At 69.4% G+C, this 21,383-nt stretch carries 21 protein-coding genes and 2 tRNA genes; 18 read left to right on the top strand and 5 right to left on the bottom strand.

Annotated features, from left to right (window positions below; genetic code table 11):
- Positions 1-36: 36 nt before the first annotated feature.
- The 3 genes from AB0N22_RS12950 to AB0N22_RS12960 form a co-directional block, all read right to left on the bottom strand.
- Entirely contained in the window at positions 37-597 is a 561-nt protein-coding gene (locus AB0N22_RS12950) for a WhiB family transcriptional regulator (RefSeq protein ID WP_364640680.1), read from the bottom strand.
- A gap of 70 nt (positions 598-667) precedes the next feature.
- Positions 668-1,174 carry a bacterial proteasome activator family protein gene (locus tag AB0N22_RS12955; protein ID WP_364640683.1) on the bottom strand — a complete coding sequence of 169 codons (507 nt, stop codon included), beginning with the start codon at positions 1,172-1,174 and terminating at the stop codon, positions 668-670.
- A 53-nt stretch (positions 1,175-1,227) separates the two neighbouring features.
- Positions 1,228-2,199, bottom strand: a complete 972-nt coding sequence (locus AB0N22_RS12960) for an NAD(P)H-quinone oxidoreductase (protein WP_364640686.1) — start codon at positions 2,197-2,199, stop codon at positions 1,228-1,230.
- 58 nt (positions 2,200-2,257) lie between these two features.
- On the opposite strand from AB0N22_RS12960, the gene AB0N22_RS12965 reads away from it, so the two are divergent.
- The 5 genes from AB0N22_RS12965 (at position 2,258) to AB0N22_RS12985 (ending at position 5,606) form a co-directional block, all read left to right on the top strand.
- Positions 2,258-3,154 (top strand): alpha/beta fold hydrolase, encoded by an 897-nt coding sequence (locus AB0N22_RS12965; RefSeq protein WP_364640689.1) that lies wholly within the window; start codon positions 2,258-2,260, stop codon positions 3,152-3,154.
- A gap of 46 nt (positions 3,155-3,200) precedes the next feature.
- Positions 3,201-3,986 carry a carbon-nitrogen hydrolase family protein gene (locus tag AB0N22_RS12970; protein ID WP_364640692.1) on the top strand — a complete coding sequence of 262 codons (786 nt, stop codon included), beginning with the start codon at positions 3,201-3,203 and terminating at the stop codon, positions 3,984-3,986.
- A complete protein-coding gene (locus AB0N22_RS12975) occupies positions 3,983-5,038 on the top strand; it encodes a hypothetical protein (RefSeq protein WP_364640695.1) in 1,056 nt (351 codons plus the stop codon). Before AB0N22_RS12970 ends, AB0N22_RS12975 begins: the two co-directional genes overlap by 4 nt.
- Positions 5,039-5,081: 43 nt before the next feature.
- Positions 5,082-5,170 (top strand) — tRNA-Ser (locus tag AB0N22_RS12980).
- A 1-nt stretch (position 5,171) separates the two neighbouring features.
- Complete coding sequence (locus AB0N22_RS12985) at positions 5,172-5,606, top strand: hypothetical protein (protein WP_364640698.1); 435 nt, start codon at positions 5,172-5,174, stop codon at positions 5,604-5,606.
- Here AB0N22_RS12985 and AB0N22_RS12990 read toward each other — a convergent pair.
- On the bottom strand, positions 5,599-7,524 hold the full coding sequence (locus AB0N22_RS12990) for a carboxypeptidase-like regulatory domain-containing protein (protein ID WP_364640702.1): 1,926 nt from the start codon (positions 7,522-7,524) through the stop codon (positions 5,599-5,601). The genes AB0N22_RS12985 and AB0N22_RS12990 overlap by 8 nt on opposite strands.
- A gap of 151 nt (positions 7,525-7,675) precedes the next feature.
- Here AB0N22_RS12990 and AB0N22_RS12995 point away from each other — a divergent pair.
- The 11 genes from AB0N22_RS12995 (at position 7,676) to AB0N22_RS13045 (ending at position 18,546) form a co-directional block, all read left to right on the top strand.
- Positions 7,676-7,762 (top strand) — tRNA-Ser (locus tag AB0N22_RS12995).
- A 264-nt stretch (positions 7,763-8,026) separates the two neighbouring features.
- Positions 8,027-8,653, top strand: coding sequence for a hypothetical protein (locus AB0N22_RS13000; RefSeq protein ID WP_364640705.1), 627 nt, complete (start codon positions 8,027-8,029; stop codon positions 8,651-8,653).
- A 3-nt stretch (positions 8,654-8,656) separates the two neighbouring features.
- The gene (locus AB0N22_RS13005; protein ID WP_364640707.1) at positions 8,657-9,196 is read left to right on the top strand and encodes an acyltransferase; all 540 of its coding nucleotides are present in this window, start codon (positions 8,657-8,659) and stop codon (positions 9,194-9,196) included.
- Between the two features lie 8 nt (positions 9,197-9,204).
- The gene (locus AB0N22_RS13010) at positions 9,205-10,284 is read left to right on the top strand and encodes a hypothetical protein (protein ID WP_364640710.1); all 1,080 of its coding nucleotides are present in this window, start codon (positions 9,205-9,207) and stop codon (positions 10,282-10,284) included.
- Positions 10,281-11,441: a hypothetical protein gene (locus AB0N22_RS13015; protein ID WP_364640713.1), complete on the top strand. Its 1,161-nt coding sequence runs from the start codon at positions 10,281-10,283 to the stop codon at positions 11,439-11,441. The genes AB0N22_RS13010 and AB0N22_RS13015 overlap by 4 nt, the downstream gene beginning before the upstream one ends.
- Positions 11,438-12,535 carry a glycosyltransferase gene (locus AB0N22_RS13020; protein WP_364640716.1) on the top strand — a complete coding sequence of 366 codons (1,098 nt, stop codon included), beginning with the start codon at positions 11,438-11,440 and terminating at the stop codon, positions 12,533-12,535. The genes AB0N22_RS13015 and AB0N22_RS13020 overlap by 4 nt, the downstream gene beginning before the upstream one ends.
- Positions 12,532-13,899 carry a hypothetical protein gene (locus AB0N22_RS13025; RefSeq protein WP_364640719.1) on the top strand — a complete coding sequence of 456 codons (1,368 nt, stop codon included), beginning with the start codon at positions 12,532-12,534 and terminating at the stop codon, positions 13,897-13,899. Before AB0N22_RS13020 ends, AB0N22_RS13025 begins: the two co-directional genes overlap by 4 nt.
- Positions 13,896-15,113: an acyltransferase gene (locus tag AB0N22_RS13030; RefSeq protein ID WP_364640722.1), complete on the top strand. Its 1,218-nt coding sequence runs from the start codon at positions 13,896-13,898 to the stop codon at positions 15,111-15,113. The genes AB0N22_RS13025 and AB0N22_RS13030 overlap by 4 nt, the downstream gene beginning before the upstream one ends.
- A complete protein-coding gene (locus tag AB0N22_RS13035; RefSeq protein WP_364640725.1) occupies positions 15,110-16,222 on the top strand; it encodes an acyltransferase in 1,113 nt (370 codons plus the stop codon). Before AB0N22_RS13030 ends, AB0N22_RS13035 begins: the two co-directional genes overlap by 4 nt.
- Positions 16,219-17,334, top strand: a complete 1,116-nt coding sequence (locus AB0N22_RS13040; RefSeq protein WP_364640727.1) for an acyltransferase — start codon at positions 16,219-16,221, stop codon at positions 17,332-17,334. Before AB0N22_RS13035 ends, AB0N22_RS13040 begins: the two co-directional genes overlap by 4 nt.
- Before the next feature lie 84 nt (positions 17,335-17,418).
- Positions 17,419-18,546, top strand: a complete 1,128-nt coding sequence (locus AB0N22_RS13045; RefSeq protein ID WP_364640730.1) for a glycosyltransferase — start codon at positions 17,419-17,421, stop codon at positions 18,544-18,546.
- Here AB0N22_RS13045 and AB0N22_RS13050 read toward each other — a convergent pair.
- Positions 18,517-18,942 (bottom strand): VanZ family protein, encoded by a 426-nt coding sequence (locus AB0N22_RS13050; RefSeq protein ID WP_364640733.1) that lies wholly within the window; start codon positions 18,940-18,942, stop codon positions 18,517-18,519. The genes AB0N22_RS13045 and AB0N22_RS13050 overlap by 30 nt on opposite strands.
- 73 nt (positions 18,943-19,015) lie before the next feature.
- Between AB0N22_RS13050 and AB0N22_RS13055 the strand changes: the two genes are divergently transcribed.
- Positions 19,016-19,822, top strand: coding sequence for an MBL fold metallo-hydrolase (locus AB0N22_RS13055; protein WP_364640736.1), 807 nt, complete (start codon positions 19,016-19,018; stop codon positions 19,820-19,822).
- Positions 19,823-19,916: 94 nt separating this feature from the next.
- Positions 19,917-21,374 carry an MFS transporter gene (locus tag AB0N22_RS13060; protein ID WP_364640739.1) on the top strand — a complete coding sequence of 486 codons (1,458 nt, stop codon included), beginning with the start codon at positions 19,917-19,919 and terminating at the stop codon, positions 21,372-21,374.
- Positions 21,375-21,383: the final 9 nt, after the last annotated feature.

Raw genomic sequence — 21,383 nt, forward strand, 5'->3', positions numbered from 1 at the left:
TGACGATCCTGCCAAACCACCGGGCGTGGCGGGCTGTCAGGCGGTCCGGCTGGACTCCAGCTCGTCGAACACGTCGAGGACGTCGGCCACGCTGGGCCGCGCCGGGGCCGATGCGGGCGACAGCGCGTCGTCACGCTTTCGCTCGCGAGCACGGCGCAGGTGCCGCTTGATCGTCGAGGTCGAGCAGCCGAGCCGATCCGCGAGCTGGTGGCACGTGTCCTTGGGGTACGCCTGGCGCGCCGTCATGACGGCCTCGTGGCTCACGGGCCCGCCACCGACGCGTGCCGCACCGTACGCAACGGTCGTCGGCTCGTGGATCTCGATGCCGAGCCGGCGACGGATCGCGAGCCGGTCGCTCTCGGTCGTGCACGCGACGAATCCCGAGACGTCCATCTCGACGACCGCGCGATAGAGGCACTCCACCATCAGGGGGCAGCCGGCGCACTGGCGGTGAGCGGCGGCCTGCTTGGTGGTGAGTCGCTCCCAGTCGGCAGCGCTGAGGTCGGTCCGTGCCGGCGGCGAGTGCAACAGGTCGTCAAGGTAGACGTCCGGCTCGTACGCGCACGGTGGTGTCGTCGTCTCATCAACGATGGTCATGGGCTCCCTCTTCCCAATGAGCCGAGACGGCGACACTCCTGCGCCGTGCTCAGCTCACATCATGACCATTCTAGAGATACATGCCCCCTGAACCACCGTTTTCGGCGGACGTATCCGAATCTTCACCTTTGGTGTCGTTTGGACCCGGTAGAGCCAGCCGCATGTTCTGGAACTGCGCCTGGGCCTGGACCTGCTGTGCGTAGAGCGCGGCCTGGATGCCGTGGAAGAGCCCTTCGAGCCAGCCCACGAGCTGCGCCTGCGCGATGCGGAGCTCGCCCTCGCTGGGGGTCTCCTGGTCGAACGGGAGACTCAGGCGCTCGAGCTCGTCGACCAGCTCGGGGGCCAGCCCGTCCTCGAGCTCCTTGATCGACTGGAGGTGGATGTCGCGCAGACGTACGCGGCTGGCCTCGTCGAGCGGAGCAGCCTTGACCTCGTCGAGGAGCTGCCGGATCATCCCGCCGATCCGCATGACCTTGGCGGGCTGCTCGACGAGATCGCCGAGTGACGTGGCGGACGGGGACGGCGCGGGGACGGCGGTGCCGTCGGGGCCGATGATCTCGGGTCGCTGCTCAGTCATCTGCCCAGCCTAGCCAGCGTGCCCCGCCGCTGCTCCGCGACGCCGGGGACCGGTCAAGGCGTGAGCAGCACCTTGCCGATGTGGCTCGACTCCTCGAGCACCTGGTGCGCCTGTCGTACGTCGTCGAGGGCGTAGGTCGCGTGAATGATCGGGCGGACCGTGCCGTCGGTGATCAAGGGCCACACCTGCGCGACCATCGCGCGGACGATCGCGGCCTTCTCGGCCGAGGGCCGCGCCCGCAGCGTCGTCGCCATGACGGCGGCACGCTTGGACATCAGCGCCCCGAGGTTGAGCTCGGCCTTGACGCCACCCTGCATCCCGATCACGACGAGGCGACCTGCGGTGGACAGCACCGAGACGTTGGCGCCGAGATACTTCGCGCCGATGATGTCGAGGATCACGTCGGCGGTCACGTCCATCGACTTCATCTCGGCGGCGAAGTCGTGCTGCTGGTAGTCGATCACCACGTCGGCGCCCAGCTCGCGGCAGAACTCGGCCTTCTCGGGCGAGCCGACCGTCGTGATGACGCGAGCCCCGAACGCCTTGCCCAGCTGGATCGCCATCGTGCCGATGCCGCTGCCGCCGCCGTGGACGAGCAGGGTCTCGCCGTGCTGGAGCTTGCCCATCATGAAGACGTTGGACCAGACGGTCGCGGCGACCTCCATCAGGCCGCCGGCTTCGACCAGCGAGATGCCAAGGGGCACCGTGGCGACCTGGCCGGCCGGCACCACGACGTACTCGGCATAGCCTCCGCCGGCCAGCAGCGCGCACACGTGGGTGCCCGGCGGCAGGTCCGTGACGCCGTCACCGACCGCGACGATGTCACCCGAACACTCGAGGCCCAGGACATCGGTCACGCCGGGCGGGGGCGGGTAGAGCCCTTGACGCTGCAGCAGGTCGGAGCGGTTGAGGCCGGCCCCGGCCACGCGGATGAGGACCTCGCCGGGACCCGGCTCGGGCTGGGGGCGGTCGACGACCTGGAGGGCTTCGAGGCCTCCGGGTTCGGGAGCGATGACGGCGCGCATGCCCGCAGGCTAGCGGCCCTTCCCCACGTTCACCCAGCCACGCCCTAGCATTTCCAGCATGGGTCGGGTCGACGTGCGCTTCGCTTCTGGTCCGGTGTGGTGCGCCGGCTGGTGGTACGAGCCTGAGAACGCCGAGACCCCGGGACCCGTCGTCATCATGGCTCACGGGCTGGGCGGCGTGAAGGAGATGCGCCTCGACGCGTATGCCGAGCGGTTCGTCGCCGAGGGCTACCGCGTCCTGGTGTTCGACTACCGCCACTTCGGCGCCAGCGACGGCGAGCCGCGAGAGCTGCTCGACATCCACCGGCAGCTGGACGACTGGGCCGCCGCGCTGCATCACGTACGGTCGCTGCCCCAGGTCGATCGGCGGCGCATCGTCTTGTGGGGCACGTCGTTCGGTGGCGGCCACGTCATCGAGGCGGCGAGCCGTGACGGCGACGTGGCGGCGATCATCTCGCAGTGCCCGTTCACCGACGGGTTCGCGTCGGTGCGGGCGGTCGGCCTCCGAAGCCTGGTGAAGCTGACGGTCCTGGGCATACGCGATGCGCTGCGCGGCCTGCGGGGCAAGCCGCCCGTGCTGGTCGGGCTCGCCGGAGGGCGGGGAGACGCGGCCCTGATGACCGCGCCGGACGTGCGGCCCGGGCTCGACGCACTGATGCCGCCCGGTCCTCGCCCACCGGAACGCGTGGCGGCTCGCGTGGGTCTGCGGATCCCGTTCTACTACCCCGGCCGCGCCGCCGCGTCGCTGGAGTGTCCCGCGCTGTTCTGCGTCGCGATGAAGGACAGCGTCGCCCCGTCCCGCTCGACGATCTGGCACGTCCGCAAGGCCCGGCAGGGTCGGATCAAGCGCTATCGCACGGGGCACTTCGACCTCTACGTCGAGCCGTGGTTCGACGAGGTGGTCGCCGACCAGGTCGAGTTCCTCCGTGAGGCCGTGCCCGTCCAGCAGTCCTGACCCCGGCGAGCACCGGGTTCTGGTGCCACCTGAGAGGATGAAGGCTATGCGCGTTGCACTGGTCCAGCTCGTCTCGGCGACGGACTCGGAGGCGAATCGCCAAGACATCCGGTCTCGAACTGCAGCGCTGGAGGCTGCCGACGAGCTCGACCTGGTGGTGCTGCCTGAGGGGGCGATGCACGACTTCGGCCCCGCCGATCACGACCTCACCGCCGTGGCCGAGCCGCTGGACGGCCCGTTCGTCGCGATGCTCGGCGAGGAGGCCCGGCGGCTCGGCGCGACGATCGTGGCGGGCATGTTCGAGCGTACGGACGGGCTGCCGTTCAACACCCTCGTCGTGGTCGGGCCCGATGGCAGCCTCCGTCAGACGTACCGGAAGATCCACCTCTACGACTCGTTCGGCTACAAGGAGTCCGACCGGCTCCGCGCGGGCGACCTCGAGCCGGTCGTGCTCGACATCGCGGGCACGCCGGTGGGACTCATGACCTGCTACGACCTGAGGTTCCCCGAGCACGCCCGCGCCCTCGTCGATGCGGGTGCGGAGGCGATCGTCGTCCCGGCAGCCTGGGTGGCCGGGGACCACAAGCTCGACCACTGGCGCACGCTCCTGGCCGCGCGGGCGATCGAGAACACCGTGCACGTCCTGGCCGCCGCGCAGGGTGGCGACCGCTACACCGGTCATTCCTTGGTTGTCGATCCGTGGGGCTCTATCGTGGGCGAGGCGGATTCGACCCCCGAGATCATCCGCGCCACCCTCGAACCCGAGGCCGTGGCCCGTGCGCGGGAGATCAACCCGTCGCTGGCCAACCGAAGGATCCGTACCAGCTCATGAGCCGTGCCCCCAAGGGTGGACGCCGTCGCCTCGACGCCTCCGTGCCCCCGGAGTACGACCTCCCGACCCGCGAGCCGCGCCTCGAGTCGCCTCGTGCCGCCCGGTTCGTCATGGTGCTGGTGTTCGTCGCCTGGCTCGCCGGAACTGCGGGGTCCGCGACGTCGATCATCGCGCTCGACACCCCAGGCTGGATCGAGCGGCCCGCCGCCGCGCTGCTGATGGTCGTCTTCGCGGTGGGTCTGACCCATCGAGGCGGCGGTCACATGCGGCTGTGGCTCCCGATGACAGCGGTCCTCGGTGTTGCGGCCGTCGTGGTCGAAACCAACCTCCTGCTCGCGTCGGCGGCCGCGGTCACCGCGGTGCTTGCGTCGGTGTGGGCCGTCCTGGTCACCAGGCCCGTCCCGACCGTGGCCGGCGCGCTGCGCGAGTACGCACTTGCCCTGCTGGTCGCGCTGAGCGGCACCCTCGCCGTCGCGGCCTGGAACGCCCCTGTCAACTACCAGCGGTTCAACCTCATCGTCCTCACGCTGTCGCTGGGACTCGCCATCACCCTCGTGTGGAACCTCGGAGCCGGCCTCCACGGTCTCGGCCGGCAGAACCTGGGCATCCTGCTGGGCGTGGCCGCCCTCGTGATGCTGGTGATCGCCTACAGCAGCTTCGTCCGTACGCATGGGTCGCAGTCGCTCGTCCAGGCGTTCAGCGATCTGGTGATGTGGACCCGCCAGACGTTCCACGGTGTGCCGCGACCCATCGAGGTGCTCATCGGGTTCCCCGCGTTGATCGTCGGCGTCGCGTTGCGCTCCAAGCGACGCGAGGGCTGGTGGATCCTGGTCTTCGCAGTGATCGGCACGGCCGTCCTGACGACCTCGCTGGTGTCGCCCGGCGCGTACCCGAAGTACATCGGGCTCTCCACCCTCTACTCGGCCGTGCTCGGCCTTGCGGTGGGTCTGGTGCTGCGGCGCCAGGTCCTCAAGGAACCGTCCTCGCGGGCAGCGCGAGCCATCGCGCCGGTCGTCCGTGTCGAACCTCCTCGCTTCGCCGCCTTGAAGTAGTGCGATAATCGACGCGGCGCAGCGCCCTTGGCGTTGCCACCCAGGAGGGGTGCCGGAGCGGCCGATCGGAAGCGCCTTGAAAGCGCTCGCTGGCAGCGATGTCAGCCGCGGGTTCGAATCCCGCCCCCTCTGCTTGACGAACTATCGACTCGACCGCAGATTCGTGCTGCTCGCCGTCGGCATCAACGTGGTCGCCGCTGGTGTTGCTGCCGCACTCGCGTTTTTCCTGTCCTCCGTCGCAGCCCTTGCCTGGGTCTTCGGGGTGCTCGCCGTGGTGCTGCTGCTCAATGCCCTGCGGGTCTTCGCCCTGCCGCCGCTCGTGGCCCGGACCGACCCGGGCGGCGTGCGCCTCGGCGGCCCGCTCACGGTCAAGCCCATCCGTGTGGCGTGGCTCGACATCGAGGACGTCAGCACCGCCGACGGACGACTGTACGTCGACCGTGGCGGCGAGGCTGTCATCGCGTTCCCGCTGGCGTACGTCGGCAGTCGGGCGCCCGCCCTGATGCGGGACGTCTACGAGAGGCTCAACGCCGCCAACGGCTACCAGCGCTTCGACCCGACTACTTGACGGTGACGCCCTTGGACCTGCTGGTCTTCTTGGTCGTCGAGTTGCCGTGGTAGTTGGCCCGACACGTCATCCGTGTGCTGTACGACGTCGAGAGCGTCGCGGAGGCCTTCTCGGACCTCAGCGTCACGGTCTTCGCAGCGAAGATCGCCGACGAGGTCCCACACGAGAAGCGGACCTTGCCAGTCGCCTTGGCACCTGACGCGCTGACCTTCGCCGTGAGCTTGATCTTCCCTCGGCTGGGCGACGACACGGAGAGCGACATCGACGAGTTGCGCAACAGTGCGGTGCTCCACCTGCTGATGACGACCTTGGAGTTGAGTCCTGGGTGGGACGCCGTCACCCTCACGCGGAACCGCTTGCCGTAGTCGGTCTTGCGCAGAGTCAGGTACGACCGCGTCCCGCCGATGATGGGCCGGATCCGGCCTCCCTTGAGGTAGTACCACCGGTAGTTCTTGGTGACCGCCGCCGGTGCCCAGGCGCCGCCCGCAGTCTTCAGGCTGCGGCCAACAGAAAGCGAGCCGTAGATCTTGGGGGTGCTGGTGTTCGCGATGGGCTTCGGGATCATCTGCACGTCCGCCTGGAGCAGTGTCTCGCCGACGGGCACGGTCAGTTCGCTGAGGGAGAAGTCCTCGAAGTGAGCGGCCGATGACGTGACGAACCTGAGGGTGGTCGGATCGCTGCTCACTCGAATCGTGTATGCACCAGCAGCGTCGGTGACCGTCTTGGCCATGGGCCATGACGGACCGAAGCGGGTCAAGCCGGAGCTGACCCTGACGTTGGCCAGCGGCTTGCCGGCGGAGTCCACCACTCTCCCGGACACCGAGCCGCCCGAGTGGGCGAGAACGATGTCAGGCAGTGTCTGATCGGTCCGGGCGTGATCGATGGACGCTGCTGCGTCGATCGTTGCTGCATCCCCATAGAACTCGTCCCGCAGGAGGTGGCCGTACTCGTAGAACGGCTCGATCTTGAACCGATACCGCCCCGGATCCAGCTTCGCCATGAAGGTTCCGGCCAGTTCTGGCTCGGCCGCGGTGGGGCTGCGGGTGTAGGCGACGCTGCCCATGTACTCCCACGGTCCGCCGACCCCGTCCTTGGACTTGTACCCCACGATCTCAGCAGAGACGACCGGCCTGCCCTCAGGATCGAGGACGCGTCCGGAGATCGTGGACGGTTCGAGGTAGGTGATCACCTCGTCGTTCCCCTCCGATACCTCGCCATCAGACATCGTGAAGGTCTTGGCATCCTCGAAGGTGGAACCCCCGACCCACCGCGAGACGAGCCGCGACCCAAGATGGCTGGTCCGGATGAAGATCTTTGTCGGTCGAGTCGACAGGCGGATGGAGTACCTACCGCCATCACCCGACTTGGTCGTGGTGCTCAAGGGTTTGTCGCCATTGCCCTCGGCGTCGTACAACACGATGTCCGCGCCGTAGAGAGTTCGGCCGTACGACGCCGAGATGGTCCCCCTCACCTCGCCACCTCGCGGGTGCAGGACTGTCCGGGTGTAGTCCACCCACACTTCGGGGCCGACGGTGAACTCGGTGATCTGCTCGTCGTCATCGGTCTGGGACCAAGGCGTTGGTCGCCACGTCGTCCACGCGGCAGTCCCGTCGTCGAACTCGTTGAACATGATGCGGTAGGTGGCGGCCGGCAGGCGGGCGGCTGTCCAGCCTCCATCGCCACGGGTGAGCAGCGTGCTGTCGAGCACCCATGGCGAATCCGTGTTGCCGGTCGCCCGATAGACGGTGACCGAGATGCCGGCGACTCCGACGCCCTCGGCGTCCACCACCATCCCGCCCACCGATTGGACGTACGGATCTTCAGCCTGCGACGGCGATGACGTCGCCGCGACGAGACCCAGGACGAGCAGGGCTGAGGCGCACGTCGCGATGACGCGGCGGAGGGGATGCGTGAGCAAGACAGGGCCTTTCGGGCAGCCGCCGAGACTGGCTGTCCGGGCTCTGAGAACTCTATAGATCGAAGGCTTCACGCGAGGTGGAATGCCCGATTCGTCGGACGGGAGTCCCGGTCGGTATCCTGTTCCGGTTGCCGGTCTCGATCGGCAGCGGGGAGGTGTCGCATAGTGGCCTAGTGCGCCCGCCTGCTAAGCGGGTTGAGGTTCAAACCTCTCGCGAGTTCAAATCTCGCCACCTCCGCTGCCACGCAACAAGCAGCACCAGAAGTGACCAGTCGCTCACGCGGCTGGTCATTCTGCGTCGTGAGAACAGAGGAGTTCACTCCGCTGCCACGCAACAAGCACCACCGAAGAGACCAGGCACGCACCGTGGCTGGTCTCTTCGTCTCGCGAGAACGGAGCTGAAAGACCGACAACGAGCGGGTTATCTCGCCTGCCGCCGCTGCGCCTCATAGAGTGAGGTCGTCCGTGAACGCCGAAGCGACGTGAGCAACAGGAGTCACAGGTGCACCCGTACGACTATGTCAGGGCCATGCTTCGCGGCTGGCCAATCATGCTCGGTGCCGCGCTCCTCGGGCTCGTTGCCGCGGGCGTCGTGTCGGCGCTGGCGTCTACGCAGTATTCCGCGACCACCACGATCTACTTCTCCGCCGCCGGCGGACCCAAGGGTGAGGACCTCGCGTACGCCGCGACCTACACCCAGGCGAGGGTCCAAGGCTTCGACTCACTGGCTCGCTCGGCCAGCGTTCTCGAACCGGCTGCGGCCGAGGTCGGCGGCATCGATGCCAAGGAGCTCGACGGCCGGGTGACGGTCAGCACTAGCCTCACCACGACGCTCGTCGAGGTCACGATCAGTGACTCGTCGGCCAAGCGTGCAGCTACCACAGCCGACGCGGTCAGCGGTTCGCTAATCAATCAGGTGAACTTGCTCGAGCGACCCGATAAGGATGGACCCTCGGCGATGACCGGCACGGTGATCAGTGCGGCCGAGGTGCCGACCGCACCCAGCAGCCCCAATTGGCCCGTGAACCTGGTCGTCGGCCTAGTCGCGGGTGTCGTCATCGGATCCGCCGTCGTGGTCGCCCGCGACCTCGCGATGCGCGCCCGGGCCGCTCGGCCGGCCGGAGCCTGACGCGTGTCACGACCGCAGCGTATCTGGGCCCATCTCGGCGAGGTGGTCTACAACTCGGTGATGACCTACATACCTTCGCATCGCCTGCGCATCGGCGCCCTCCGGCTGTGGGGTGCGCGGATCGGCCGCGACTGCTCCTTGCTGCGCGGAACGACGGTGCTCGGCATCTCCCGGCTCGAGATCGGGGAGGCGGTCTCGATCGGCTTCCGTTGCGTGCTGGACGCCCGGGGGGGACTCACGATCGGGTCCAGCACCGTGATTGCTAGCGACACCCACTTCGTCGGCGCGTTCCATGACGTCCACGCTCCCGACTTCCCTGCGGTGCTTGAGCCGATCGTGGTTGAGGAGTACGTGTGGCTGGCCGTGCGCACGACGATCCTATGCGGCGTTACGATCGGCCGCGGTGCGGTGGTGTCGGCCTGCTCGCTGGTCCGCCAGGACGTCCCCGCGATGGACATCGTCGCCGGCGTCCCCGCGGTCTCGGTCGGCATCCGTCGTTCGACCCTCGATTACCGTCCGGTCTTCCGGCCGCTCTTCTTCTGAGTCGCCGCGTGCCCGACCTGGCGAGCACCACGCTCCTCTACCTTGCCCCCCGTGGCGGGACGTCGGGCGTCGGCGACCACGCCGATGACTTCGTGGCCGCCGTGACACCCCACCTGGGTGACATCGTCGAGCTACGTCACGGCCCGCCGCGTGAGGACGGCATCGGGGACGTGCTGCGGACCAGGTGGGCTCTGCGCTCAGCACTGGCAGAGCGCCGGGACCGTACGGTCGTCGTGCACGCCGAGCTGAGCGGCGGTTCGCTGGCCGGACTATGGGCAGCGGCCGGGGCGCAGGCGTCGGTCCGGACCGCGACGCTGCACGACCCGCCCCGGCCTGTGTGGTACCCCTACCTCACCAAGGGCCTCGCGCGCAGCCGCTATCTCGTGCACGGTGCCCACCTCCCGTTCGACCGGCTCACCGCGCGCGTGGAGCGGCGCCTGATGCGCGACGTGGAGGCGTTCGCGCTCAGCGCCGAAGGTGTCGAGGCGATGGCCGCGGCGGGCGTCGGCGCGTCCCAGACCGTCAGTCATCTGCTGATCCCCGCACGCCCTGTGCTGCCGCCCGCCGATGAGCGGCCGAGAGCGGTCGGCCTATTCGGCCACGTCTACCGCGGCAAGGGCTTCGACCAGCTCATGGCGATCCGGCGAGCCCTCGATCCCGGTGTCGCGCTGCGCGTCGCCGGCCGCGGCACGGCCGACCTGCCGCTCATGCCCGGGGTCGAGATCCTCGGCGAGGTCCGGGGTGCGGCCGAGGACGAGTTCTTCGCCTCGGTGCGCGCCCTGCTCCTGCCGTACGAACGCCGGTACGTCTACGGCGGTGAGGTGTTCCCGGCCTCGAGCGTGCTGATGCGCGCCCTCGCCTATCGGACCCCGTCGCTCAGCACCGGCGTCGGTCCGCTGAGCAGCGCCGCACGGGCGGGAGCCACGATCGTGGTGGACGGTGACGGGACGACCATGGCCGCCGCTGCGGCCGACCTCGTCGACGACCCCGCCAGGCTGCAGGCGGCCACGGACGACCTCGACGCCTTCGCGGCAACGCAAACCATCGAGTCCGCGATCGCGCCCTACCTCCAGGCGTGGGCCCGGTGATCTGGCGGGTCTCGCGACAGGTCGCCGAGACGGTGCTCGCATCGGGCTGGATGTATCTCAGCCGTTTCATCGGACTGTTCTGGGCCGTGCTGCTGACCCGCGAGATGGGCATCGCGGTCTACGGCGCGTACGCGATCGCCATCGCGATCTCGGTGCTGATCACGGTGCCGCTCGACCACTACTACGTCGTGCGGATCCTGCGGGTCGACGGGCTGACCTTCCTCGGCGACCGGTCCACGCGCTTCCTCGGCGGGGTCGCGCTGCTCGTCGTCGGCGGGGTCCTGCTGCAGGGCGACCACTTCCTCAGCGGGTTCGCGATCGGCAAGGCCGGGGGGGAGATAGCCTTCAACGCCGCCAAGAGCGAGTTCATCCGCGACGGCCACCCCGCCCGCGCGATGGGTCTCGACACGACCCGGCAGCTGGTCGGCTTCGGCGGGACCGCCGCGTACTTCCTCGAGTCGGATCACCCGACGCTGCTGGGCATCGCGACCTGGACGCTCGTGAGCTTCGTCCCGTTCCTGGCCTGGGCCGGCTGGGCGTGCTGGGGTCACGGCCCGCGTCGCCCCGAGCTGACGGCACGCACCGCCGCGATCGTCGCCGAGGCGATCGGCGGCGCGGTGTATTCCCAGGCCGACATCGTCGTGGTCGGGGCCCTGGCCTCCAACAGCTCAGCCGGCTACTACGCGTACGGCAGCCTGCTGATCTGGTCGCTGGCCGCAGTCGGCCAGAACTACAGTTACACGTTCAACACCCGGTTGCGCGAGGCCCACGGCCACGCATCGGCCGGCCCGGCGATCTGCCCCTCGGTCACGTTGTCGCTGGGACTCGGAGCGATCGTGGCGGTCGTCGCGGTCGTGATGGCGATGGCCGACGCATCCAGCGAGCTGGTCTGGACGTTCGCGGTCCTCGCCGTCGTCGCGGTTCCGCGCACGCTCAGCAGCATCTTCACGACGGTCTTGGCCGTGCAGAGGCGCGACCGGTTCCGCACCGTCGTCACGTGGATCTCGGTCGCTGTGAAGTTCGCGCTGCTGCTGGCCATCGGCCGGCACGGCGGACCTGCCGCGGCCCTGGCGTTCGTGGTGTCCGACGTGGTCATGACGTATGCCTACGGACGTGCGGTGCACCGACCCGTCGATGCCGGGGGGAGGTTGCCGTGAAGGTGGCGTTCCTGCTCTCCAAGGATCCGGCGACGACGCACGGTGGAGACCTGACGATCTCGCGCGAGCTGATGGCGATCAGCCGCTCGGCGCACGAGACCGTCGGCCTCTGCCTGTCCCCCGACGTGACCTCGACCCGGCAGGACGGTGACCTCTGGAAGGTGCCGAAGCCGTCCGTCGCCCCGGCGTCGATCGCGCTGCGCAGCCTGCGGCGAGGCCGCAGCCTTGTGCACACCAGGTTCGACGACGACGCTTACGTCGCGGCGCTCGACGCGATCGAGGCCGACGTCTATATCGCCGACCACAGCTACATGGCCGAGCCGTTCCTCCGCTCCCGGTGGTCCGGCGCCCGCCCGCTGCTGGTCAACACCGTGATCTCCGAGTCGCTCGTGTGGTCCGAGACCCGCGGGATGGTGGGCCGGGTCGACAGCATCCGCATCCGCCGCGACGAACTGCGCGTCGCCCGGGCGGCACACGGCGTGGGCACGTACGACGCGGACGAAGCAGCCTACTATCGGGCGCATGGCGTCCCTCGCGCGCGGTGGCTGGACGTCACCCTCGCGCCCAAGCCCGCCGTGGACGTCGCCGCCAGCGGACGGCGACTCGTGTTCGTCGGCGAGCGGGCCTGGCCGCCCAACCAGCAGGCGTTCGAGACCTTGTTGCAGTGGTGGCCCGACATCTCGCGCGGCATCGACGACGCCGAGCTGTGCGTCGTCGGCAACCGCGTGCGTACCCAGCCGTTGCCTGACGGCGTGCGAGATCTGGGCTTCGTCCCGGACCTCGACGCGTTCCTCGGGTCGTGCCGGGCGGTGCTGGCACCCGTGACGACCGGCGGAGGCGTACGCGTCAAGATCCTCGACGCCGCCAGCCGGGGACTGCCGGTCGTGGCGACATCGGCCGCCGTCGGATCGTTGTCCTCGGTGTTCGACATCCCTGCCGACGACGAGCGCGAGGACTTCGTCGCCGCGGCGCGGGCGATGCTCCTCGACCGCGATGCCGCCGCCGCCGAGGGCGCACGGATCTACGCCGTCAACGCCGACCGGTGGGCCGCTGAGGTCCCGCAGCGCACGATCCTCGACTGGATCGAGTCATGACCGATCTCCGCGTCAGGACCTCGACGACCGCCGGGTGGGCCGCGGTAGCCGCTGTCGCCACGGTGCTGATGGTGCTGGTCATGCTCGGCCCATGGGCCCTCGGGACGTACGCGTTGATGGGCCTGCTCGCGGCGTTCGGACTGTGGGTCGTGGCGGTCCACCCGCAGTCGGTGTTCCGCTTCACGGGGTTCGTCCTCGCCGGCGCACCCCTGATCCCAGCCCCGGGTCTCGGCGCACCGCTGATCCTGATCCTCGGCCTGGCGGTGTGGGTGGTCCTCATGATGGCCGTCCGACCCGCGGTCCGGCTCGGCTGGGTCGAGGCGCTGGTCGCGCTGTCGGTCGTGGTATCGGGCATCTCGGTGCTGATGACGTCGCCCGACCTCGTCTCGATCGTCGAGTACGGCCGCTGGGTCATCGCGTTCGCCCTGGTCATCCCGCTGCGCCTCTTGGGCGCCAAGGACCTCGTCTCGTTCGGGCGCGCGTACGTCGCCGGCGCGTGCTTCGGCTCCGCCGTCGGGATGCTGCTGGTCGCGGTCGACCGGCAGGGCTACCTGCTGGACCAGCTGACCGCCTTCGGCTACGACGTGCGGGGCGGCAACCTGCGGGTCGTCCGAGGGTCGGAGGAGACGTCGCTGCGGCTCACCAGTACCTACGTCGACCCCAACATGGGGGGCTTCGTCCTGGTCGTCGGGCTGGTCCTCGCGGTGGCGCTGCTGCGTGGCGTCCCACGGGTCGTGGTGTCGGCGATCATCGGCGGCGCGGTGCTGCTGACCTTGAGCCGTACGTCGATCGCGACCGCTGCTGTCGCGTTCGTCGTCATCGTGGTGCTCGGCAACGTCGGCATGCGCGCCCGGGTCGGGATGATCGTCGCCGTCGCCGCCTCGGCTGTCGTCGGCCTGGCGATCCCCGCGGTGCGGCTCCGGCTGCTCGACTCGTTCGGCCCGACCGACGCCGGCACGCAGGCTCGGCAGGCCGCCTTCAACGACTACGTTGACGCGATGCGTGGTCAGTGGTGGTTCGGCAAGGGGTGGGGCATCGAGGAGTTCCGCGACCCCACGGTCGGCCAGGTGACCAACTTCGTCGCCAACGCGCCCCTGTTGACGGTCTACCGGGCGGGCGTGATCGTCGGCCTCATCTTCGTCGCGCTGCTCGTCGCGGGGATGTTCCGCTCGGTGCGCCTCCTGCAGACCGGCACGTTCCCCCAGGCGGTCGTCGCGGCGGGCTTCGTGGCGGTCGCGCTGGTGGCTCTGCAGCTGGACTTCCCCGTGGCGCTGCTCCCACCGGCCACGATGGCGTTCGGGGTGCTGCTGGCCTACCTGTCGCACGACCGATGGGCCGACGAGCTGGATCGTGAGGCGGCATGACCGACCGCACCCGGCTGGTGGGTCTCGACGGCCCACGCGGCATCGCCTGCCTGTGCGTCCTCGTGGTGCACGTGGTCGCCTTCTTCGCCCCGCTGCAGCTCGACCGGTTCCACCTGACGTACCTGAGCGAGGCCATCGTGTACTTCTTCGCGATGTCGGGCTTCCTGATCTACCTGCCGTTCGTCCGCGCGTACGCCGCTGGCCGGCCGCGACCCAGCCTGCGGCGCTACACCTCGCAGCGGGTGCGCCGGGTCTATCCGGGCTACGTCGTGATCTTCCTGCTGGCCAACCTCGCCCTCGCCGCGGTCTACCTCGACAACTCGACCGACGTCGCGCGCGCCGGCACCGACGACGGGTCCGGCCGCATCACCGCGCCGCCCGACCTGCTGGCGCACCTGACGCTGGTGCAGAACTTCTCGCCTGACGCGCTGCAGACCGGCATCGCGCCGTCGTGGTCGCTGACGACCGAGCTGTGCTTCTACGTCGTGCTGCCGCTGCTCGTCGTCGTGGTCCTGCGGGGAGGCCGCGCTGGGGAGCCGCGCCTGTCGCGAGCCCTGCTACCGGCCGTCGCGATGGCGGTCCTCGGTGTCGTCGGTAAGGTCGTGACCGCGGCGCTGCAGGTGAACCGTCCGGAGATGTCGGTCGCCGACGCCGACTTCGGCTCCAACGGCATCGCCGTGCTGGCACGCAGCCTGTTCGTGCTCGCGGACAACTTCGCGTACGGCATGGTGGCCGTCGTCCTCTTCGTGTGGATGGAGCGCGGCGGGTTGCAAAGTCTGACGGCACGTCGCCTGTGGCTGGTCGGGTGTCCGGCCTGGTTCTTCACGTTCGCCGTCGCCCTCGCGCTGACCTCCACCGGGTCGCGGTTCGCCGGGACGGCATTTGCGATCGCGGCGGGCATCTTCCTGCTGGTGGTCACCGAGCCCGCGGCGCGCGGCCGGGAGTCGGGCTTCGCGCGTCTGGCGGACTGGGGCCCCCTACGGTTCGTCGGTAAGATCTCGCTCAGCGTCTACCTGTGGCACTACCCCGTGATCCTGCTGGTCGCCCGGCACGACTGGGCCGGCGACGACACCCCGGCCGGGATGGTCGTCAGCGTCGCGATCGTGGGGGCGCTCACCACCGCCCTGTCCTGTGCGACCTACTACCTCGTGGAGTCTCCCGCGATGCGCAGCAACCCGCGCCGCGCGAGCGTCGAGAGCGCCGGCGTGCCATGACGGAGATCCGCCCGCTGACCGGGCTCCGAGGGGTCTTCGCGGCGTGGGTGGTGCTCGGGCACTTCTGGATCCCGGCGGTCCAGCAGCTCCCGGATCTCGTGGAGCTCGCGCGGCCTGCTCTGGCCGGCAGCCTCGCGGTCGACATGTTCTTCGTCCTCAGCGGCTTCATCATCACCTACATCTACGGCGAGCGGATGGCGACGTTCTCGTGGGCGGCCGTGCGGGACTTCTGGCGCCACCGCTTCGCCCGCATCTATCCCGTCTACGCCCTGTCGATGGCGCTGGTCATCGCCTTCGCGGTCGCGACCCAACGGCTGGCCGATCCACCGATTCCGTCGGTCGTGATCGAGCGCAGCAGCATCATCCGCAATGCCCTGTTCCTGCAGTCGTCGCCCGGCGGCATCGTCATCAACCCGCCGGCGTGGTCGCTGCCGGGTGAGGTCGCGGCGTACGCGCTGTTTCCGGTCCTCGTCCTGGCGGTGGTCCGGATCCCCACGTCATGGATGGCGTTCGGTCTCGCCGCCGCGATCGCGATCGCCGGGTCGATGCTGATCGCGGTGACTTGGTCCGACGACTTCGGCTACCCGCTCTACGAGCTGTCGTGGATGCGGGCCGGCTGGGCGTTCCCGGCGGGCTGCCTGGTGGCCCGGGGCTGGGTGCTGATGGCCGATCGCGGTCGCTCACAGGCGTGGGACGTTGTCGCGGCGGTCGGGGTGCTCGGCATGTTCGCGGCCGTCATGACCGGCGACCCGGGGCCCACGTTCTACCTGCCTCTGGCCGCCCTGCCGTTCCTGTGCCTCATCGTCGTGGGTTGTGCCGGCGCGACCGGTTGGGTCGCCCGCGCGCTGTCGGGACGTGCCATCGTGTGGGGCGGCCGCATCTCGTACTCGGTCTACCTCACGCACTATGTCGTGGCCTACGCGTACGACAAGATCGTCGAGCGCCGCGACGTCGCGACAGCACCGTGGCCGGTGAGGGTCGCAGGCCTCGTCCTGGCGATCGCCGTCGTGGTGGCACTCGGCGCCACGGTCTACCACCTGGTCGAGGAGCCGGCGCGACGCGCGATCTCCCGTCGACGCCGGGTAGCACCGGTGACGAGCGCCGGGTGAGCCGCGTCCCCGACGTTCCGCAGCTGACCGGCCTGCGGGCGGTCGGAGCGATCTGGGTGCTGGCCTGTCATTCCCTCAACCTCATGATCACGCTGTGGCCGCCGGCCGAGCACCTCCGCGGCCTGGCCCTGGGCGGCAACCTCGGGGTCGACCTGTTCTTCGTGCTCAGCGGGTTCATCATCACGCTGAACTACCTCGACGTGCTGGGTCGTTGGTCGTGGTGGGGGACGGCAGGCTTCCTCGGTCTGCGACTCGCACGGGTCTATCCGGTGTTCTTGGTCATGTCGGTGGCTTGGGCGGTCTACTTCCTGGTGCGGACGTGTGACGACTCGACTCTGACCGACTCAGTCCTCAGCGCACGCAACGTGGTGATGAACGTCCTGCTGCTCAACCACGTCCCGCCGAGCTCGTCGATCGCGTCGATCTCGTGGTCGGTGTGCCTCGAGATGGGTGCCTACCTCGCGTTTCCACTGCTCGCTCTGTTGCTCATCAGGTTGAGGTCGGCCATCGTGGCCTGGCTGCTGGCGATCGCCGTCACGGCGGCCGGACTGTTCCGACTCGACCAGCTCGATGTCCATGGATTCGGGTTCTTCAGCTACCAGGCCGGCTGGACCCGCCTGGCGATGCAGTTCCTGACCGGGTGCCTGCTGTGCGTCGCGTGGCAGCGCAGCGGCCGGTGGCGACAGGGTCTGCACTGGGATGCTGCCGGCTTCGCGGCCGCCGTCTTCATCGTCATCGCATGCCTGGCCGAGGACATCCACCACGTCGGCTTCTTCCCGTACGCCGCGGTGCCCTGCCTGGCCCTCGTCGTGGTTTCGTGCGCCGGGGCGACCGGACCGCTGCGGTACGTCTTCAGCACCCGTCCCGTCGTCTGGCTGGGCCGGGTCTCGTACTCGCTCTACATGACCCACACCTTGACGCTTGCCCTCGCGACGCTGGCGATCGGCCGGATCTGGTCGAGCCATCCGCCGTCGGACTTCATGCGGGGCGCGACCCCGGTCCTGGTCTACGTCGCGGTGATCGCCGTGGCTGCGCTTGTGTTCCACCTCGTGGAGGAGCCGGCTCGACGGGGTCTGCGGCGGGCGATCGGCTCGCGGCGCGTGGCCGCCTGAACGACCCGCACAGACGGTCTGCACCTCGTGCGCGCACCCGGGCATCTGGTTCGATGGGGGGATGAGGCATCCGGAGGTGGTCCAGTGACGCGGCGCCCGACGGTGGCGATCGCGCACGACTACCTGACGCAGCGCGGGGGTGCCGAGCGGGTCGTCCTGGCAATGGCCGCCGCATTCCCCGAGGCGACGATCCACACGACCGTCTACGACCCAGACGCCACGTTCCCCGAGTTCCGCGATCTGCGGATCGAGACGTCGTGGCTCAACCGGATCGGGTTCTTCCGGCGCCACCACCGGTTCGCGCTGCCGCTCCTGCCGCTCGCCGCGTCGGCGACGAGGATCGACGCCGACCTCGTCCTGGCCAGCAGCAGCGGCTGGGCGCACGGGTTCCGGTCCTCGGGGCACAAGGTCGTCTACTGCTACTCCCCCGCGCGCTGGCTCTACCAGTCCCGGCGCTACCTGGGCGACAACGCGAGCCGGGCCGAGTCGCTGGCACTGCGGCTGCTGCGACCGTTCCTCGTCTGGTGGGACCGTCGTGCGGCGCGGTCCGCAGACGCCTACGTCGCGATCTCCTCGATCGTGCAGGACCGCATCCTCAGCGAGTACGACCGCACGTCCGTCGTGCTGCCGGCGCCGCGCCCCAACACGGTCGACCGGCCGTCGGTGCCAATGCCGGAGATCATCCACTGGCTCGACGGCCGCCCCTTCGAGCTGTGCATCTCACGGCTCCTGCCCTACAAGAACGTGGGCGCGGTGATCCAGGCGTACGCCGAGGAGCCGCACCGTCGTCTCGTGGTCGTGGGACGCGGGCCCATGGGCGCGGAGCTGCGGGCCGCGGCCCCCGACAACGTATGTCTGCTGGAGGACATCGCCGACGGTGAGATCGCGTGGCTCTACCGCCAATCACGCGCGCTCATCGCGATCAGCCACGAGGACTTCGGACTGACTCCGCTGGAGGCGGCCTCGTTCGGCAAGCCCAGCATCGTCCTGCGGTGGGGCGGTTACATGGAGACGATGATCGAGCACGTCACGGCGCTGTTCGTCGAGGACCCGTCGGCCGCGAGCCTGCGTGACGCGCTGGCCCAGCTCGACGTCCGCGAGTGGGATGTCGAGCAGATCAAGGAGCACGCCGACCGCTACGACGAGAGCGTGTTCGTCGAGGCGATCCGTGAGCTAGTGAAGTCACACCTCGGTGGCGCGGCGGCGCGCTGACCTGCGCCATGTCGTGACGCCCAGCGCGCCGACGGCCGCGCCGAGGACGTTGGCCGCGACGTCGGAGGCGTCCGCCGTGCGGCCCGGTCGCGCGACCGCCTGCAGGACCTCGATGCCACCGGAGACGACCAGCGCGGCAGCCGTGACGCGGATCCAGGTCGCCCGCTTGACAGCGAGCATCCCCAGCACGCCGAACGGCACGAACAGGCCGACGTTGGCGGCCCACTCGATCAACCAGTAGGTCCGCTCCGCGGACAGCCCCTGTCCGACGAGCCACCGCGAGGGTGGCGCGTCCAGCACAGGGACGTCCTCGTCGACGTGCGTCGGCCACGCGGCGACCAGCAGCAGCGCGCCTCCGTAGACCGCCGCCGCGAGCACCAGGTGGGAACGGGTCACCATCCGAGCGTAGTCAGGCACTGATTCGGCATTCGAGGTGACGGGCCACGGCAACTCCGACAGGATCAAGCGCATGCGCGTTCATCACCTCAACTGTGGATCCCTGCACCCGCCGCTCGCACCCGAGATCGTCTGCCACGTGCTGTTGTGCGAGACGGCGGACGGGCTGGTGCTGATCGACAGCGGTCTCGGCCGCCGGGACTTCGCCGAGCCGAAGCGGATGGGAGTCGCGCGGTTTTTGATGCGACCCGATCGCGCCGATGCCAGGACCGCCATCGGACAGGTCGAGGCCCTGGGGTTCACGGCCGCCGACGTGCAGCACATCGTGCTGACCCACATGGACTTCGACCACATCGGGGGCATCGCCGACTTCCCCGAGGCCATCATCCACACGACGGCCGAGGAGTACGACTGGGCGGTCGTCAACCCTGACTTCGCCTCCCGGCGGCGCTATGCGCAGCGGCAGTGGGCGCACGGCCCGCGCATCCAGACCCACGCCGGGCCGGGCGAGTCGTGGAAGCACGGCCTGCACGGCATGGAGGTGCTGCCGGGCGTGACCTACCTGCCGATGCCGGGCCACACCAAGGGGCATGCAGCGGTTGCAGTCGAGACGTCCAGCCAAGGCCTCTTGGTCCATGCGGGCGACGCGGTGTTCGACGCCAGCCTCTACACGCCGACGTCGCCCAGCGGTGGCCCCTTGGCCAAGATCGGCTTGCTGCGGGGGTTCGAGCGCGCCATGGCGGCCGACCGCAAGCGGCTGGCCGGCAACCACGCCACGCTGCGGCGCCTGGACGAGGAAGCGGGCGTGACGGTGTTCAACGCGCATGACAAGCGGCTCTTCGACGACCTTGCCGGCACCCCACCAGAGTCGGCAGGGTGACGAGGCGCACGTAGCGATCCGGAGAAACACTCCGTATATTGGTTGCACGCAGCAATCAGTGCTGCGTCCCACCTGCTCTTCCTGGAGAACTCCTGTGCCTTCGTCACGCCGACGCACTCACTACTGGCTGACCTTCGCCGTGCTGGCGGTGGCGGTGTCGTCCTACTCGCTCATGCAGTCGCTGACGATCCCCGTGCTCGCCGAGATCGAGCAGGAGCTCAACACCGACCAGAACACCGTGACCTGGGTGCTGACGGCATACCTGCTGTCGGCCTCGGTCTTCACGCCCATCATGGGCCGCCTCGGCGACGCCTTCGGCAAGGAGCGGCTGATGGTGCTGTCCTTGGTCGCCCTCGCGGCCGGTTCGTTGCTCGCCGCGTTGGCGTCGACGATCGGAGTCCTGATCGTCGCGCGCATCATCCAGGGCGTCGGTGGCGGTGTGCTGCCGCTGGCGTTCGGGATCATCCGTGACGAGTTCCCGCACCACAAGGTCGGCGGGGCCGTCAGCGTGGTCTCCTCGCTTCTCGCGGTCGGCTTCGGCGCCGGGATCGTGCTGGCCGGCCCCATCGTCTCGGGCCTGGGCTACCACTGGCTGTTCTGGCTGCCGTTCATCGTCACGTCCGTGGCCGCCGCGGCCGCGATCGTGTTCGTGCCGCGCTCTCCGGTCCGTACGCCCGGCCGCATCTCGGTGCTGCCGGCGGTCCTGCTGTCGAGCTGGCTCGTCGCGCTGCTGCTGGCGCTCAGCGAAGCACCCAAGTGGGGCTGGGGCTCCGGCCGCACGATCGGGCTCTTGGTGCTGGCCGCCGTGCTCTTCGTGGCCTGGGTCCGGGTCGAGCAGCGGGCTGCCGTGCCGTTGATCGACATGCACATGATGCGCCTGCCCGGCGTCTGGACCACCAACCTCGTCGCCCTGCTGGTCGGCGTCGGGATGTACGCCTCGTTCGGCTTCATCCCGCAGTTCAACCAGACCCCGAGCGAGAGCGGGTACGGCTTCGGGTCCAGCGTGACCGAGTCCGGCATGCTGATGCTGCCGTCGGCTGTGGCGACCTTCCTGACCGGTCTGGTCGCCGCGTCGATCGCCCGCCGGATCGGGCCCAAGACGGTCGTCGTGTTCGGCTCGGCGCTGGGCGCCGCCGGCATGTTCATGCTGGCCTACGCCCACGACACCAAGACCGAGATCGCCATCGCCAACGGCATCACGGGCGTCGGCATCGGCCTGGCGTTCGCGTGCCTCGCGGGCCTCATCGTCGGTGCCGTTCCGCCGGAGCAGACCGGCGTCGCGAGCGGCATGAACGCCAACATCCGTACGATCGGCGGCTCGGTCGGCACGGCGGTCATGGCCAGCATCGTCACGGCGCACGTCCTGCCGACCGGGTTCCCCAAGGAGATCGGCTACACCGCGGGGTTCGCCGTGCTGGGCGGCGCCCTGCTGCTCGCCGCCGTCGCGGGCCTCGCGATCCCGACGATCTCGGCGGAGAAGCTCGAGGAACAGCTCGAGCAGGACCCTTCCCCGGAGTCGATCAGGGAGCCGGCGACCGCACAGGCCACATAGCATGACGGT

The organism is Aeromicrobium sp. NPDC092404 (genome assembly GCF_040684095.1).
In the GTDB taxonomy this organism is placed as follows: Bacteria; Actinomycetota; Actinomycetes; order Propionibacteriales; family Nocardioidaceae; genus Aeromicrobium.

Excerpts from the sequence above, each read along its gene's own strand:
- AB0N22_RS13025 (WP_364640719.1), top strand. The coding sequence starts at position 12,532 with ATGACCGATCTCCGCGTCAGGACCTCGACGACCGCCGGGTGGGCCGCG.
- AB0N22_RS12960 (WP_364640686.1), bottom strand. The coding sequence starts at position 2,199 with ATGCGCGCCGTCATCGCTCCCGAACCCGGAGGCCTCGAAGCCCTCCAG.
- AB0N22_RS12950 (WP_364640680.1), bottom strand. The coding sequence starts at position 597 with ATGACCATCGTTGATGAGACGACGACACCACCGTGCGCGTACGAGCCG.
- AB0N22_RS13055 (WP_364640736.1), top strand. The coding sequence starts at position 19,016 with ATGCGCGTTCATCACCTCAACTGTGGATCCCTGCACCCGCCGCTCGCA.
- AB0N22_RS12955 (WP_364640683.1), bottom strand. The coding sequence starts at position 1,174 with ATGACTGAGCAGCGACCCGAGATCATCGGCCCCGACGGCACCGCCGTC.
- AB0N22_RS12975 (WP_364640695.1), top strand. The coding sequence starts at position 3,983 with ATGAGCCGTGCCCCCAAGGGTGGACGCCGTCGCCTCGACGCCTCCGTG.
- AB0N22_RS12965 (WP_364640689.1), top strand. The coding sequence starts at position 2,258 with ATGGGTCGGGTCGACGTGCGCTTCGCTTCTGGTCCGGTGTGGTGCGCC.
- AB0N22_RS13030 (WP_364640722.1), top strand. The coding sequence starts at position 13,896 with ATGACCGACCGCACCCGGCTGGTGGGTCTCGACGGCCCACGCGGCATC.
- AB0N22_RS13035 (WP_364640725.1), top strand. The coding sequence starts at position 15,110 with ATGACGGAGATCCGCCCGCTGACCGGGCTCCGAGGGGTCTTCGCGGCG.
- AB0N22_RS12970 (WP_364640692.1), top strand. The coding sequence starts at position 3,201 with ATGCGCGTTGCACTGGTCCAGCTCGTCTCGGCGACGGACTCGGAGGCG.